The sequence below is a fragment of the Micromonospora fluostatini genome (assembly GCF_050410825.1).
In the GTDB taxonomy this organism is placed as follows: domain Bacteria; phylum Actinomycetota; class Actinomycetes; order Mycobacteriales; family Micromonosporaceae; genus Micromonospora; species Micromonospora rosaria.
Window position 1 is genome coordinate 6,817,810 of the sequence record NZ_CP191251.1, and the last position, 15,422, is coordinate 6,833,231.

The following is a 15,422-nucleotide window of genomic DNA, read 5'->3' on the forward strand; positions in this document are numbered from 1 at the left end:
CCGGCACGAGAGAGCCGGGCCCCCGCCCCAGGCGGCGGTGAGCTGATCCGGTGATGGAGGAACCGTGCCGAGAGCCCCATGGCGCCGGCGTCGTACGACTGACAGTCCGCGCCCCGCAGGGCGTCGCTGGGCGGGCCGGTTGCGCCGCAGCAGCACGTTCGCCCGCCAGGTGCTGCTGGTCCGGGTGGGTCGCCAGAACGGCACCGACCTGTCGCCCGCCACCGACGTGGCGGTGCCCGAGCCCCGCCACGCCGACCGGCCGCTGCGCCGGTACCGCCTGGGCCGGCCCGGGGCCGCCGAGGTGGCGGCGGTCGCGCCGGTCAGCCCGGCGCTCGCGCCCAGCCTGCCGGCCGAGGAGTCCCCGGTCGGGGCGGTGCCGCTGCTCCCCGGCGAGCGCACGGTCCAGCGGCGGATGAAGTTCGCGCTGGTCAACGCCTGCACCCTGGCCAGCCTGGTGCTCGGCATCAACGCCATCTTCGTCGCCATGCACGGCGAGGTGCGGATCGCCGCGCTGCTGCTGATCGCCTGCGTGGCGTTCGACGGGCTCGACGGGCTGCTCGCCCGCCGGCTCGGCGTGGCCAGCCCGTTCGGCGCGCAGATGGACTCGCTGGCCGACATGTGCTCGTTCGGCCTCGCCGCCCCGGTCGTGGTCTACGCCTCGCTCGCCGGTGAGGCGCCGACGCCGGCCGCGGCGGTGGCCGCCGCGCTCGTCGCCGCCTGCGCGGCGATCCGGCTGGCCCGGTTCAACGTCTCGCCCAAGGACGGCCGTTTCTTCTGCGGCGTGCCCACCACGATGGCCGCCGCGGTGCTCGCGCTCGGGGTCGCCCTCGGCCTGCAACTGCCCGCCACGGTGCAGGTCGCCGGGGTGGCGCTGCTGGCCTTCACGATGGTCTCCAGCTTCCCGTACGCCAAGCTCGCCCGGCTGGTCAAGCTGCCGCCGTGGGTGTGGCTGGTGCCGGTGACCGGCGCGCTGATCGACGTCCGGCTCACCTTCGCGCTGGTCGTGGTGGGGTACCTGGTCAGCGGGCCGCTGCTCTGGCTGCACCAGCGCCGGGCCGCCTGACCCGGCCTCCGGAGCCTGGAAGGGTGCCACCCGTGCGGGTGGCACCCCTTCGTCGTACGGACCCGCTGTTGGCGGGCGTCGCCGCTACCGCCAGCGCGCGATGACGGTGCTGCCGCCGACCACCCGCTCCCCGGGCCCGACCAGCGGGTCGGCCGCCTCCGCCGGCAGGTAGACGTCGGTCCGCGAGCCGAACCGGATCAGGCCGAACCGCTCGCCCCGGGCCAGCAGCGCGCCGATCGGCGCCCGCTGCACGATCCGTCGCGCGATCAGGCCGGTACGCTGCGCCACCACCACCGTGCCGTGGTCGGTGTCCAGCACCGTGTACGCGGCGACGTTGTGCTCGGCCTCCGGCTTCATGGCGTTGGCGAACCCGCCGTCGGCGACGAAGTAGTCGACCACCTTGCCGGCCACCGGCGCGCGGTTGACGTGCACGTCCAGCACCGACAGGAAGACCGCGACGCGCAGCCACTCGCCGTCGCCGAACCGCTCGTCGTGCAGCCGCTGCACGGAGAGGACCTCCCCGTCGGCGGCGGCGACCACGGCGGACGGGTCCTCGGGCACGTCCCGCTCGGGGTCGCGGAAGAACGCGGCCACCGGGGCGGCGGCGAGCGCCGGCAGCAGCCACAGCTTGGACTTCGGCCGGACCACCCGGGCCAGCCCGGCCAGCCCGAGGGCGATCCCGGCGGCGGCCACGCCGTTGGAGTCGATGTGCATCCCCCGGGTCAGCGGCACGCTCGACGGCCGGTACGCCGGGGCGAGCCGGGCGGCCAGGCTCACGGGGGCCGGGGTGAGGCGCAGCCGGTACACCCGTACCGGAGGCTTGTTGCGCAGCACCAGGTCGGTGCCGACGCCGAACAGCGCGCCCTGTCGCTCCAGCTCGGCCGCCGCGCCCTCGGTGCGACCCGGCGTGGCGGGGGTGGCCACGGCGAGCACCGCGCCGTCGGCCAGGTGCTTGGCCAGGCCGTCGATCGTCGTCCGGGCCTCCTCGGCGGTGCCGGTGAACGGCTCCGCCACGACGACCACCTCGGCGGGGTCGGCCGCGGCGAGGGAGTCCACGACGCGTACCCGGTCGGCGATCCACTGGCCCTGGGCGGCGACGTGGTCGCGCAGCTCGGCGGCGGTGCAGCCGGCGGCGGGAACGACGGTGAGCACGTCGCCGGGGAGCAGCGCGTCGAAGGCGGCGGCGAGGACCGCGTCGCCCGGGGCCGTGCCGACCAGCAGCGCGGGCTTCGGGTCGTTGCGGCGGGCCAGCTCGGTGACGAGGGTACGGGCGGCGCGCTCGCCGATGCGGACCGGGCCGGACCGGCCGGGGGTACGCACGGCGGGGGACTGGGTCATCTCGGACGGGCTCCTGACGGGGTGGCGAACGGCGGTCGCGGCGGTCCGGCCCGATGCCGCGGACCGGCGGGCGGAGGTGAGGGCTCCGCCGGCCAGCATATGCGCCGGCCCACGGCGGCACCGCCGTGGTCAGCCACCGGCACGCTCCCGGCCGGGCGGCCCGTCGTCGGGGCGGGTGACGCCGGGCAGCTCGGCGGTACCGTCCTCGACCGCCCGGACCGGCACGTCGGTGACCGCGTCCGGCCACTCGTCGGCCCGCCTCGGCCGGTCGACCTCGGCGGTCGTCCCGGCCGAGGGCTCCCACCAGGCCGGCGGGGTGGGCTCGACCGGCGTACCGGTGCCGGGCTCGCTCGGCACCGCGGTGCCGGGCCCGGCCGGCGTGGTGCTTGGCCCGGTCGGCGCGGTGGGGATCGGGCCGGTGGGGGCCGTGGGGCCGGTCGGGGGAACGGGTTCGGTCGGGTCGGTGCTGGTCGCGCGGGAGTGTCCGGACCGGAACGCCCCGACCAGCCCCAGCAGGCCGACCAGCAGCAGCGCGCCGGCCACGAACCAGCCCGCCGTGGGTGCCACGAACCCGAAGAGCTGGGCGACCAGCCACCAGCCGGCGACGCCGAGGAAGATCAGCCCGAAGGCGAGCGAGAGCAGGTCGGTGCGGTGGGCTCTCACCGGGTCACCTCCAGGTGGCCGGCCTTGACGTGGATCTTGAGGGTCAGGGTGCCACCCCCGGGGCCGTCCGCGCCGAGGTCGGTCTGCCGACGGGCGCCGCCGTCGACCCCGCTGGTGCGGTGCCCGAAGACGTCGGCGTCGCCGGCCTTGATGTCGGACACCACCGTGACGTCGACGTCCGGGGGGAGGTACACGGTCACCTGCCCAAAGTTGATCATGACGCTGACCTGGCTGTTCCGGCCGTCGAAGTCGACGGCGCGCAGGTCCAGCACGGCGTCGCCGAAGAAGTGCTCGTACCGGTCGAGGAGGTCCTCGTGGGCGGTCGGCGCCCAGGTGACGTTGCCCTCGTACGAGCGGACCCGCTCCCAGGACTCGACCACCGTGACCATCCCGAGCGCCGCCGTGGTGACCAGGCCCAGCGCGATCAGCCACCGGGCGCGGCCGAACCAGGCGCCGACCAGCAGCCCGAGGCCGATGGTCGCCAGCGCCGCCGCGAAGTACGCCGACGCGCCGACGGCCACCACACCGAGCAGGTGCAGCACGGCCACCACGCCCAGCGCCACGAAGACCAGGGAGAACGTCACCGCGCCCAGCGCCGAGCGCTCCCGGGGCCGTTTCGGTGGACGGGGTGCCCACTGCGGCGGGCGGGGCGGAACCGGGGGCAGCGGCGGCCCGGCGTACGGCCCGCGCGGCGCGAACGGTGCCCGGTACCCGCCGGGCGGTACCGGCGGTACCGGCGCGGTGACCGGGTGCCCGGGGATCCGCGCGGTGGTGCCGGCAGCAGCGGCGTACGCGAGCCCGGAGGGGGCCGAGGGGGTGCCGGTGGCGAACCCGACGGTCGGTTCCGTGTCGCCCGTGCCGCCCGGTCCGGGCGGCCCCGGTGGGCTGGGGAGGGGTGCCCCGGCGGCTCCGGACGGTGACCCGGGGGCCGGCCCACCCGGCGTGAGGTCACCCGAAGGAGTCCCACCCGGCGCGGCCCCGCCGGCCCCGGCGGGATGCGCCGCCGACACCGGTGCCCCCGACGACGGTCCGGACCCGGTCGACGGCCAGGAGCCGGTCGAGGGCCAGGAGCCGGTCGGCGACCAGGGATCGGCCGGGGGCCAGGGCCGGGGCGCGCCACTCCCGGCAGGCCAGCCCGGCGCGTTGGCCGCCGGTGCGCCACCGAGCGGAGCCGGGCCGGCCGGGCCCGGGTGGTACGCGGCGGCGAGGGTCGTGGCCGCCGACGGCACCGGCGCGTACGGGGCGGCGCTCGACGGACCCGCCGACGGCACCGGACCCGGCGCGGGGACACCGGCCGCCCCCGGGGGCCCACCGCCCGGGGCGGGGGCCCCGCGCCCCGCGCCGCTGCCGTACTCGCGGTTGAGCAGCAACGCCCCGCCGACCAGGATGGCCGCGCCGAGCAGTACGGCACGGAACGCGTCGGTGACGATGTACCCGAAGCTGATCGCGACCAGGATGCTCAGCACGATCACGGTCACCGGGGACATGCTGGAGCGGCCCCGGCCCAGCATCGACTCGACGGGGGAGGCGGTGTCCCCCTCGCCGGGGATGATCAGCCAGGCGCTGACGTAGACCAGGATGCCGATCCCACCGAAGAAGCCGAGGACGGCCAGCAGGACCCGCCAGAGCACCGGGTCGGTGTTGGTGGCCCGGCCGATCGCCGCGCAGACCCCGGCCAGGTACCGCCCGTCGTGCGGCCGGACCAGGCCGTACCGGGAGGTGAACCCGGCCCCGCCGGGGGGCGGCCCGCCGGGGACCGGGCCGGGCTGCCCGACCGGCGGGCCGTCGGTGCCTCCGAACGGTGAGCCGGTGCTGGCGCCGTAGGGCGGGCTGTCGGTGGTGCCGTGAGGCGCGCCGGTGGTGGCGTGGGGCGAGCCGCCGGTGGCGCCCGGCGGCGGGCCGTACCCGGTGGGTCCGGCGGCCCCGGGTGGTGGCGTCGCGGACCCGCCCGGCACCGGACCGGGAGAGGGCGACGTCGCAGAGTGCTCCGTCATACCCCGATCCTGCGTCACCCCGCGCCGGGCGTCCTCCGGACCCGACCCTGACCCCACCCTGAGATCCCGGCCGGCGAATGTCCGGGACGTCCCCGTGGTCACCGCCCGGCCGCCCGTGTGACGATCGGTGCACGAGCCGTCAGCGGCCCGGTGCCGTACCCCGTGAACAGGGAGTTTCCGATCAGTACCGTGACCCAGCCGCCGCGTCTCTACCGGGACCCGGAGAACCGGATGGCCGCCGGGGTGGCCGCCGGGATCGCCGACCACCTGGGCATCTCGGTGGTACGGGTCCGGATCGCCTTCATGGTCCTGCTCGGGCTGAGCGGACTCGGTCTGCTGCTGTACGCCGCGTTCTGGGCGGTGGTGCCGCTGCGGCCGGGGGACACCTCGGTGCCGCCCCGGCGGGACCTGGCCCAGCTCCTGCCGTTCGTCGCGATCGGCCTCGGCGTGCTGCTCGTCCAGATGATGCTCTTCAACTCCGTCGGCGCGGCCGGCACCGCCGGCTGGCTGGTGGCGATCATCGCGGTCGGCGCCGGGGTGATCTGGCACCAGTCGGCTCCGGAGCGGCGCTGGCAGTGGGGCGAGTCGATGCCGGTGCCCTGGCTCGGCGCGGTGGTGGAGGAGAGCGACCGGCGGGCGTTCGTCCTCCGGTTCATCGGCGGCGGGGTCCTGGTCGCGGTCGGCATCATCGGCGTGGCGGCGGTCTACTCGCCCACGCAGAACTTCGACGCGGTGCTCAACGGCGTGATCTTCGCGCTGGTCGGCCTGGCCGGGGTCGGTGTCGTCGCGGCGCCCGTGCTGTGGCGGACGTTCAACCAGCTCCGCTCGGAGCGGGAGGGCCGGATCCGGGAGCAGGAGCGGGCCGAGCTGGCGGCCATGGTGCACGACCAGGTGCTGCACACCCTCGCGCTGATCCAGCGCAACGCGGCCGACACCACGATGGTGCAGCGGCTGGCCCGGGGGCAGGAGCGGTCCCTGCGCAACTGGCTCTACAAGCCCACCGCGTCCCCCAACGAACGGTTCGCCGCCGCGCTGGAGCAGGCCGCCGCCGAGGTCGAGGACACCTTCGCGATCACCGTGGAGACGGTGGTGGTGGGGGACCGGGAGACCGACGAGCGGGTGGCCGCGCTGGTGGCGGCGGCCCGAGAGGCGCTGGTGAACGCCGCCCGCCACTCCGGGGTACGGACCGTCTCGCTCTACGCGGAGGTGGAGCCGGAACAGGTCAGCGCCTTCGTCCGGGACCGGGGAGCGGGCTTCGACCTGGATACGGTGGAGAATCACCGGCACGGCGTCCGGGGGTCGATCCTCGGGCGGATGAAGCGGCACGGCGGCCGGGCGGAGATCCGCACCGCGCCGGGGGAGGGCACGGAGGTCCGGTTGATCATGCCGATCTCGCGGGACTCGGCCACGGCGGAGAGGGAGAGATGAGCATGGGCGACCAGTCGATGGAACCGGCGGAGCAGGCGGGCACCCGGGCCGAGCGGCTGCGGGTCTTCCTGGTCGACGACCACGCGATGTTCCGGGCCGGGGTCCGGGCCGAGCTGGGCGCCCACGTCGAGGTGGTCGGGGAGGCGAGCACGGTGGCCGAGGCGGTCACCCGGATCGCCGGGACGCTCCCGGACGTGGTGCTGCTCGACGTGCACATGCCCGACGGCGGTGGCCGGGCGGTGCTGGAGGCGATGCGGCGTACCCATCCGCAGGTGCGGTTCCTCGCGCTGAGCGTGTCGGACGCGGCGGAGGACGTGATCGGGCTGATCCGCGCCGGTGCCCGGGGCTACGTCACGAAGACCATCTCGCCGGACGAACTGGCCGCGGCGGTCCGCCGGGTGGCCGACGGCGACGCGGTGTTCAGCCCCCGGCTGGCCGGCTTCGTGCTCGACGCGTTCGCCGCGCGGCCGGACGCGCCGGTCGCGGACCCCGAGCTGGACCAGTTGACCAACCGGGAGCGCGAGGTGCTGCGGTTGCTCGCCCGGGGGTACGCGTACAAGGAAATCGCCAAGGAGCTGTTCATCTCGATCAAGACCGTCGAGACGCACGTGTCGAACGTGCTGCGCAAACTCCAGATGTCGAACCGCTACGAACTGTCACGATGGGCCGCCGATCGGCGATTGGTTTGATCAATTTTCTCACCATCAACCGGACAAAGGTGAGTTACCTCCGTTTCCGGGGCTGACAACCATCCACTCCCCGGCTGATAATGCCCCAGCGTTCTCGTGTGCGGGTTGCTGTGCTTCCCCGCGAGAACTGTGGCGTCACGCAGCCCGCTGGAGCGGGTCACCCCTGGGGGAGAGGTACACAAATCTGATGTTCGGACAACGAGGACGGCGCTGGGCCCGGATCGCCGCGGCGACCGTCGTCGGCAGCGCGCTCGCGCTCGGCGTGGCCGGCCCCGCCGCCGCCGAGGAGCCGGTCACCGGGCAGGCCAAGACGGTGAAGGGCACCGAGGTCACCCTTCAGCTCAACAAGAAGCCGCAGACCACCAGTGCCCTGGAACTGACGATCGGCGAGAAGACCGTTCCGGTCTTCTGCATCGACTTCCACACCCCGGTCGCGATCAACAAGGACTACCAGGAGGGCACCTGGGACGAGTCCCAGGTGAAGAACCTGGGCAAGGTGCAGTGGGTGCTGACCCACGGGTACCCGAACGCCGACGCCGACGCGCTGCTCGCGGCGGCCGGCGTCGAGCTGCCCGAGCGCGGCGCGCGCAGGGACACCGTGCTGTACTTCGGCACCCAGACCGCGATCTGGCACTTCAGCGACGGCGTGGAGCTGGCTCCCCGGGCCAACCGGCCGAACCTGACCAAGCCGGTCGAGTACACCGCGATCAAGAAGATCTACGACTACCTGATCGCCAACGCCACCGACGAGCCCGAGCCGAAGGCCGAGCTGAGCATCGACCCGAAGACCGCCGAGGCGGCCGCCGGCGAGAAGGCCGGCCCGTTCACGGTGAAGGGCCCGGCGGGCGACATCGAGCTGACGGTCGAGGGCGGCACCGCCGTCGACGCCGAGGGCAACCCGATCACCAAGACCACCAACGAGGGGCAGTTCTGGCTGACCCGCGACGGTGCCGGTGAGGTCAGCGTCACCGCCACCGCCGACGACTCGGTCTCCTTCGGCCGGGTGTTCCTCTTCGCCGGCAACAAGGACCGGTACCAGAAGCTGATCCTGGGCGGCAGCACCGGCTCGAAGGTCACCACCGAGGCGGGCGCCACCTTCACCCCCGTGACGGTGCCGAGCCCGACCACCCCGGCCCCGACCGAGTCGCCGGAACCGTCGGAGTCCCCCGTCCCGTCGGAGTCGCCGGTCCCGAGCGAGTCCCCGCAGCCGTCCGCCTCCACCCCCGGGGAGAGCCCGGCGCCGTCGACCTCCCCGGTCAGCGGTGGCGGTGACCTGCCGCTGACCGGCTCGCCGATCGCGCTGGCGGCGACCGTCGGCGTGCTGCTGCTCGCCGTGGGCGCGGTCACCATGCTGGTGATCCGCCGCCGGAAGGTCCGTTTCACCGCCTGACGGCAGCCCGGCCGCCGGCCGTCCCCCTCCAGGACGGTCATCGGCTGAGCACCGGAAGATCCGAGGGTCCGGCCCCGGTACCGCAGACCGCGGTACCGGGGCCGGACCGTTTCCGTTCCCGGACGGCCGTGCGCTCCGTTTCCCGCTGCTGGCCCCGGGAACGACGGCTTCGTTTTGTTTTCAGGACTTACGTAGGTGAATGACCCTTCGTGCGTCCGGTGCGCTGGGTGGCGGCCCGGTGTCGGGTCGCCGGGCGGGTCCGGCCCTGCGGGGCGCACCGCGTCCGGGCCGATCGGCCACCGGCCACCGGGAGCCGATCGGCACCCTTGGTGCGGCGCTGACCTGGGGTGATCCGGGACACGGGCGGCCCGGCGGTAGGGTCCGTCGGCGGCCGGGGTCGACCCGGCCGGCGGGCCCGGGATGTCCGGGTGGGTCGGCGCAACCGATCGGCGCGTTCGTCGTCCCCTGCCCGGTAGGGGGATCATGTCCGGTCAGGCCAATCGGCTATCATCCGGACGGTCAGAGTTCGAGTCGTTTCGTGGCTGCCCCGCCGGTTCCCCGTTGGGGGGTCGATCACAGTCCGTGGAGGTTCGCCGACGCCCCCCGGGAGACCGATCTGACCGAGTTTTCCCAGCTCAGAGGGCTGGATCTGGGGTATTTCATGATCTTTTTTCAGGTATCGGCGACGTGGCAGCCAACTAACGTCTTGATAACGGCGCCTTCACGGAACCCGTCGGTAGGTGTCACAGTTGCAGCACCTCGCCCCCCTCGCGTGAGGCGCCCTGCTCGACCCGCCGGCCGCGAGCGCTGCTGATCGAAGCGCTTCGTGGCCGTCTGTCCTGTGCGGCGTCGAGTGTGACCGGGGTCGGTGGCCCGGCGGATCGGTGCATCAGGGGTGTCCCGATTTCCAGCGGTGAAACCGGCGACCGGTGTGGTAAAGGGTCGCCGGACGGTATACCCCCAAGACGTGCGTGAAACCCACGCGGAACCAGGTCAGAAAGAGGAGGCCCCTCGGAATGAGAGTCTCGAAGCGGGCGAGCGGCGCCATCGCGGTGGGCGCGGCGTTCGCGCTCGTCGCGTCCGGCTGCTCGAGCGACAGCGAGAGCAACGAAGGCGGCAACAGCGCCGACGGCGCGATCACCATCCACGGCGTCCAGCCGGAGAACCCGCTGGTTCCGGCGAACACCACCGAGACCGGTGGCGGCAAGGTCGTCGACTGGATGTGGACCGGCCTGGTGGAGTACCCCAACGACGGCAGCGCCCCGCGCAACGCCGTCGCGGAGTCGATCGAGACCAACGACTCCAAGGTCTTCACGATCAAGATCAAGCAGGACACCAAGTTCCACGACGGCACCGTCGTCAAGGCGAAGAACTTCGTCGACGCCTGGAACTGGGCCGCGTACTCGCCGAACGGTGTCCAGGGCGCCAGCTTCTTCGCCGACATCCAGGGCTTCGACGACGTCAACAAGGCGGACCCGGACGGCGAGGGCCCGCAGCAGGCCCCCGAGCCGACCACCGACAAGATGTCCGGCCTGAAGGTCGTCGACGACTGGACCTTCGAGGTCACCCTCGAGGCGCCGACCGCCGTCTGGCCGACCAAGCTCGGCTACAGCGCCTACGTGCCGCTGCCGGACGCGTTCTTCACCCAGAAGCCCGAGGACTTCGGCCGCAAGCCGATCGGTAACGGCCCGGTCAAGTTCGTCTCCTGGGAGGACAACGTCCTCATCAAGCTGACGCGCTTCGACGACTACACGCTGCGCGACAAGATGAAGATCAAGGACGTCGACGTCAAGCTGTACCAGGACGAGTCGGCCGCCTACAGCGACCTGGTCTCGGGCAACCTGGACTGGGTCGAGCAGGTCCCGGTCTCCGCGCTGGCGGGCGACAAGTGGAAGCAGGACCTGGGCGACCGGGCGATCACCACGACCACCCCGATCACCGGCATCATCGCGTTCCCGATCTACGACGAGCGGTACCAGGACGTGCGGCTGCGCAAGGCGGTCTCGCTCTCCATCAACCGCCAGGAGATCGTCGACAAGATCTTCTTCGGCACCCGCCCGCCGGCGACGAGCTGGGCGAACCCGCTGGCCCCGGGTACGGTCGACGGCAACTGCACCGTCTGCACGTACAACCCGGAGGAGGCCAAGAAGCTCTACGCCGAGGCCGGTGGCTTCGAGGGTGAAATGGTCTTCTACTACAACGCCGACTCCAGCCACAAGGAGTGGATGGAGGCCGTCGCCCAGCAGGTCAAGACCACCCTGGGTGTCGAGGCTCGGGCCGAGGGCATGCCGACCTTCGCGGTGTTCCGCCAGGCCGTCAACGCCAAGCAGATGAAGGGCCCGTACCGCGCCGCGTGGCAGCAGGACTACCCGGACGTGGAGAACTGGATCAACCCGCTGTACGTGACCGGTGGTTCCTCCAACGACGGTGGCTACAGCAACCCGCAGGTGGACGCGCTGGCCAAGGACGCGGGCGCCCAGGCTGACCTGGCCGCGTCGCACGCCAAGTTCGCCGAGGCCGTGAAGCTGATCGACGCGGACGTCCCCGCCCTGCCGATCTACTACTACGCCAACCAGGCGGGTCACTCCGAGAAGATCAAGAAGCTCGAGGTGACCGCGGTCGGCGAGCTCGACATCACCTCCGTCGAGCTCTGATCCACAACGGTTAAGCCCCGGGCCGGGCTCACATACCCGTGAGCCCGGCCCGGGGCCGTTCCGCGCGGAGCACCACCCCGCTGCGTGCGTAGCCACCACCCGTGTCGGCCGTCCGACGCGCCCCTTCCTTGGAGGACCACCCCATGGGCCGTTATCTGTTGAGGCGGCTGCTGCAACTCGTCCCGGTCTTCATCGGCACGACGTTCCTGATCTACTGGCTCGTCTGGTCCGTGCCCGGCGACCCCTTCGCCGGCAAGTGCGGCGAACGACGCTGCCCGGAGCAGTACGTCGCCTTCATGACCGAGAAGTACCAGCTCGACCAGCCGGTACTGGTGCAGTACGCCCACTACATGCAGAACCTTTTCCAGGGTGACTTCGGCGAGACGTTCAGTGGCCGGTCGGTCAACGACATCATCGTCGCGGCGTACCCGAACACCCTGAAGCTGGCCCTGGTGGCCCTGGCGATCGAGGCGCTCATCGGCATCACCGCCGGTGTGCTGACCGGCCTGCGGCGCAACGGCTTCCTGGACAACCTGGTCCTGGTCTCCACCCTGTTCCTGATCGCGCTGCCGGTCTTCGTCATCGGTTTCGTGCTCCAGTGGCTGCTCGGGGTGCAGTGGGGCATCGTCCGGCCGACCGTCTCCAGCGAGATGCGGCTGACGGAACTACTCGTGCCAGGGTTCGTGCTGGGCAGCGCCTCGATGGCGTACGTGGCCCGGTTGGCGCGCACCAGCATCGCGGAGAACCGGCGGGCCGACTACGTCCGTACCGCGATCGCCAAGGGCCTGCCGATGCGCCGGGTGGTCGGGGTGCACCTGCTGCGCAACTCGCTCATCCCGGTGGTCACCCTGCTCGGCACCGACCTGGGTGCGCTGATGGGCGGTGCGATCGTCACCGAGGGCATCTTCGCGGTCAACGGGATCGGCCGGGAGGTCTACCGGGCGATCGTCACCAAGGAGAGCGCTACGGTTGTCTCCATCGTGGTGGTCCTGGTGCTGGTCTACCTGATCATGAACCTGCTGGTGGACCTGCTCTACGCCGCCCTCGACCCGAGGATCCGCTATGAGTGACCCGACGTCCGCATCGATCGTCTCCACGCCGCCCTCGCACCAGCCCACCGAGGCCGGTTCCACGGCGCCCGCCGACGCGGGCCTGCCGGAGAACGCCCGTCGGGACAAGCCCCGGGGCCTGCTCGGTGACGCCTGGCGCGACCTGCGGCGCAAGCCGCTCTTCTGGATCTCCGCGACGTTGATCCTGGTCTTCGTGCTGATGGCGGCCTTCCCGTGGCTGTTCACCTCGAAGGACGCGGTCAACGGCGCGCTGGCCAACAGCCGGGTGGAGCCCTCGGGCGACGCCTGGTTCGGCTACGACGTGCAGGGCCGGGACGTGTTCGCCCGGGTGATCTACGGCGCCCGCGCCTCGATCCTGGTCGCGGTGGTCGCCGTGCTCGGCACCCTGATCTTCGGCGGCACGGTCGGCATCATCGCCGGGTACCGTGGTGGTTGGGTGGACGCCCTGCTGTCCCGGATCGCCGACGTCTTCTTCGGCCTGCCGTTCGTCCTCGGTGCGATCGTCATCCTGACCACGTTCAACGGGTCCGGGACGAGCAACAGCGAGTGGGAGATCATGGGGCTGGTGATCATCTCGCTGATGGTGCTGAGCTGGCCGGTCTCCATGCGGCTGATGCGCTCCTCGGTGCTGGCCACCAAGGAGGCCGACTACATCGTCGCGGCCCGCGCCATGGGCGCCAGCACCAGCCGGATCATCATCAAGCACCTGCTGCCGAACTGTCTCGCTCCGCTGCTGGTGTACGGGACGATCATGGTGGGTTCGTTCATCGGCGCCGAGGCCACGCTGTCCTTCCTCGGTGTCGGCCTGAAGAGCCCGGTGGTCTCCTGGGGGATCATGATCAGTGAGGCGCAGAACTACATCCGCGTCTCGCCGTTCCTGCTCTTCTTCCCCGCCGGGTTCCTCGTCACCGCCGTGCTGAGCTTCGTGATGCTCGGTGAGACGGTCCGCGAGGCCCTCGATCCGAAACTCCGCTAGGGGAGATCCAGTTGTCCGACATTCTCGTGTCCGAGCAGTCCACGCCGGGTGCCGATGGATCCGGCCGCCTGTCGGGGCGTCTCCTGGAGGTCGAGGACCTCCGGGTGGAGTTCCGTACCCGGGACGGCGTCGCCAAGGTCATCAACGGGGTGACGTACCACGTCGACGCGGGGGAGACCCTCGCCGTGCTCGGCGAGTCCGGCTCCGGCAAGAGCGTCACCGCGCAGACCGTCATGGGCATCCTGGACACGCCGCCCGGGTTCGTCACCGGCGGCCAGGTCCGCTTCCACGGCAAGGACATGCTCACCATGTCCGACGAGGAGCGCCGGCGGATCCGTGGCGAGGGCATCGCGATGATCTTCCAGGACGCGCTCTCCGCGCTGAACCCGGTCTTCACCGTCGGGTTCCAGATCGCCGAGCAGTTCCGCGTCCGGCGGGGGATGGGCCGCGCCGAGGCCAAGAAGCGCGCGATCGAGATGCTCGACCAGGTCAAGATCCCGAACGCGAAGAGCCGGTTCAGCCAGTACCCCCACCAGTTCTCCGGCGGTATGCGGCAGCGCGCCATGATCGCGATGTCGCTGGCGCTGGACCCGGAGGTGCTGATCGCCGACGAGCCGACCACCGCGCTGGACGTCACCGTGCAGGCCCAGATCATGGACCTGCTCGCCGAACTCCAGCGGGAACGGCAGATGGGGCTGATCCTGATCACCCACGACCTCGGCGTGGTCGCCGACGTCGCGGACCGGATCGCGGTCATGTACGCCGGTCGGATCGTCGAGGAAGCCGACGTGTACGAGCTGTACGCCAAGCCGGCGCACCCGTACACGATCGGTCTGCTCGAATCGATCCCCCGGCTCGACGAGAAGGGGCAGGAACTCCGGACGATCAGGGGCCTGCCGCCGAACCTGATGAACATCCCGCCGGGTTGCCCGTTCAACCCGCGTTGCCCGATGGCGCAACCGGTGTGCCGGGAGAAGATCCCGCCGCTGTTGCAGGTGGCCCCCGGCCGGGCCAGCGCCTGCCACTTCGCCGAGGAGCTGGTGAGCCGTGACTGAGAACATCCTGGAGATCCGGGACCTGGTCAAGCACTACCCGGTCACCCGGGGCGTGGTCTTCAAGAAGACCATCGGCCAGGTCAAGGCCGTCGACGGTGTCTCCTTCGAGCTCAAGGCCGGGGAGACGCTGGGGCTGGTCGGTGAGTCGGGCTGCGGCAAGTCGACGCTGGCCCGGGTCCTGATGAACCTGGAGAAGCCGACCGCCGGCAGTGTCGTCTACAAGGGCCAGGACATCTCCCGGCTCACCGGGACGGCGCTGCGCCGGCTGCGGCGGCAGATCCAGCTCGTCATGCAGGACCCGTACACCTCGCTCAACCCCCGGATGACGGTGGGTGACCTGATCGGTGAGCCGTTCGAGATCCACCCGGACGTGGCGCCGAAGGGCAGCCGGCAGGGCAAGGTCAAGGAACTGCTCGACCTGGTCGGCCTCAACCCGGAGCACATCAACCGGTACCCGCACCAGTTCTCCGGCGGCCAGCGGCAGCGGATCGGCATCGCCCGAGCGCTCGCCCTGCGTCCGGAGATCATCGTCTGCGACGAGCCGGTGTCGGCACTGGACGTGTCGATCCAGGCCCAGGTGATGAACCTGCTGGAGAAGCTCCAGAGCGAGTTCGGGCTCTCGTACGTCTTCATCGCCCACGACCTGTCGGTCGTGCGGCACCTCTCCGACCGGGTCGCCGTGATGTACCTCGGCAAGATCGTGGAAATCGGGACCGAGGACGAGATCTACGAGCGGCCGACCCACCCGTACACCCAGGCGCTGCTGTCGGCGGTGCCGGTGCCGGACCCGACGCTGCGCTCGAGCAAGGCGATCATCCGGCTGACCGGGGACGTGCCGTCACCGATCAGCCCGCCCTCGGGCTGCCGGTTCCGGACCCGCTGCTGGAAGGCGCAGGACATCTGCGCCGAGCAGGCGCCGGCGCTGGAGATCCGGGACGCCTCGGACCACCCGAGCGCCTGCCACTTCGCCGAGAAGCGTGAGATCGTCGCCACCCACGAGGCCTGATCCCGCCCGACCCCCGAGCCGCCGCCCGGCGTCACCCGTGACGCCGGGCGGCGGCTCGTCGGTGTCGGCGGCGGGTGCGGTGGCCGGAGCGCCGGG

General features: G+C 72.0%; 11 protein-coding genes and 1 pseudogene. 9 read left to right on the top strand and 3 right to left on the bottom strand.

What is annotated here, in order from left to right; translation table 11 throughout:
• The first annotated feature begins 139 nt into the window (after positions 1-139).
• On the top strand, positions 140-1,063 hold the full coding sequence (locus tag ACQUFX_RS30525; protein WP_428963595.1) for a CDP-alcohol phosphatidyltransferase family protein: 924 nt from the start codon (positions 140-142) through the stop codon (positions 1,061-1,063).
• Positions 1,064-1,147: 84 nt separating this feature from the next.
• Here the strand turns inward: ACQUFX_RS30525 and ACQUFX_RS30530 are convergent, their stop codons facing one another.
• The 3 genes and pseudogenes from ACQUFX_RS30530 to ACQUFX_RS30540 all read right to left on the bottom strand — a co-directional run bounded on the left by ACQUFX_RS30530 (position 1,148) and on the right by ACQUFX_RS30540 (position 5,058).
• Positions 1,148-2,401: a phosphatidylserine decarboxylase gene (locus ACQUFX_RS30530; RefSeq protein WP_428963596.1), complete on the bottom strand. Its 1,254-nt coding sequence runs from the start codon at positions 2,399-2,401 to the stop codon at positions 1,148-1,150.
• Between the two features lie 411 nt (positions 2,402-2,812).
• Positions 2,813-3,064: pseudogene (locus tag ACQUFX_RS30535) on the bottom strand (hypothetical protein); the annotation flags it as partial.
• Positions 3,061-5,058, bottom strand: coding sequence for a PspC domain-containing protein (locus ACQUFX_RS30540; RefSeq protein ID WP_428963597.1), 1,998 nt, complete (start codon positions 5,056-5,058; stop codon positions 3,061-3,063). The pseudogene ACQUFX_RS30535 and the gene ACQUFX_RS30540, both read right to left, overlap by 4 nt.
• 189 nt (positions 5,059-5,247) lie before the next feature.
• On the opposite strand from ACQUFX_RS30540, the gene ACQUFX_RS30545 reads away from it, so the two are divergent.
• The 8 genes from ACQUFX_RS30545 to ACQUFX_RS30580 all read left to right on the top strand — a co-directional run bounded on the left by ACQUFX_RS30545 (position 5,248) and on the right by ACQUFX_RS30580 (position 15,326).
• The gene (locus tag ACQUFX_RS30545; RefSeq protein ID WP_428963598.1) at positions 5,248-6,486 is read left to right on the top strand and encodes a PspC domain-containing protein; all 1,239 of its coding nucleotides are present in this window, start codon (positions 5,248-5,250) and stop codon (positions 6,484-6,486) included.
• 2 nt (positions 6,487-6,488) lie between these two features.
• A complete protein-coding gene (locus tag ACQUFX_RS30550; protein WP_428967128.1) occupies positions 6,489-7,175 on the top strand; it encodes a response regulator in 687 nt (228 codons plus the stop codon).
• A gap of 187 nt (positions 7,176-7,362) precedes the next feature.
• On the top strand, positions 7,363-8,565 hold the full coding sequence (locus ACQUFX_RS30555; RefSeq protein ID WP_428963599.1) for a thioester domain-containing protein: 1,203 nt from the start codon (positions 7,363-7,365) through the stop codon (positions 8,563-8,565).
• A gap of 1,016 nt (positions 8,566-9,581) precedes the next feature.
• The gene (locus ACQUFX_RS30560; protein ID WP_428963600.1) at positions 9,582-11,219 is read left to right on the top strand and encodes a peptide ABC transporter substrate-binding protein; all 1,638 of its coding nucleotides are present in this window, start codon (positions 9,582-9,584) and stop codon (positions 11,217-11,219) included.
• Between the two features lie 143 nt (positions 11,220-11,362).
• On the top strand, positions 11,363-12,289 hold the full coding sequence (locus ACQUFX_RS30565; RefSeq protein ID WP_428963601.1) for an ABC transporter permease: 927 nt from the start codon (positions 11,363-11,365) through the stop codon (positions 12,287-12,289).
• On the top strand, positions 12,282-13,265 hold the full coding sequence (locus ACQUFX_RS30570; RefSeq protein ID WP_428963602.1) for an ABC transporter permease: 984 nt from the start codon (positions 12,282-12,284) through the stop codon (positions 13,263-13,265). The genes ACQUFX_RS30565 and ACQUFX_RS30570 overlap by 8 nt, the downstream gene beginning before the upstream one ends.
• A 26-nt stretch (positions 13,266-13,291) precedes the next feature.
• The gene (locus ACQUFX_RS30575; protein ID WP_428967129.1) at positions 13,292-14,320 is read left to right on the top strand and encodes an ABC transporter ATP-binding protein; all 1,029 of its coding nucleotides are present in this window, start codon (positions 13,292-13,294) and stop codon (positions 14,318-14,320) included.
• Positions 14,313-15,326 carry an ABC transporter ATP-binding protein gene (locus ACQUFX_RS30580; protein ID WP_428963603.1) on the top strand — a complete coding sequence of 338 codons (1,014 nt, stop codon included), beginning with the start codon at positions 14,313-14,315 and terminating at the stop codon, positions 15,324-15,326. The genes ACQUFX_RS30575 and ACQUFX_RS30580 overlap by 8 nt, the downstream gene beginning before the upstream one ends.
• Positions 15,327-15,422 lie beyond the last annotated feature (96 nt).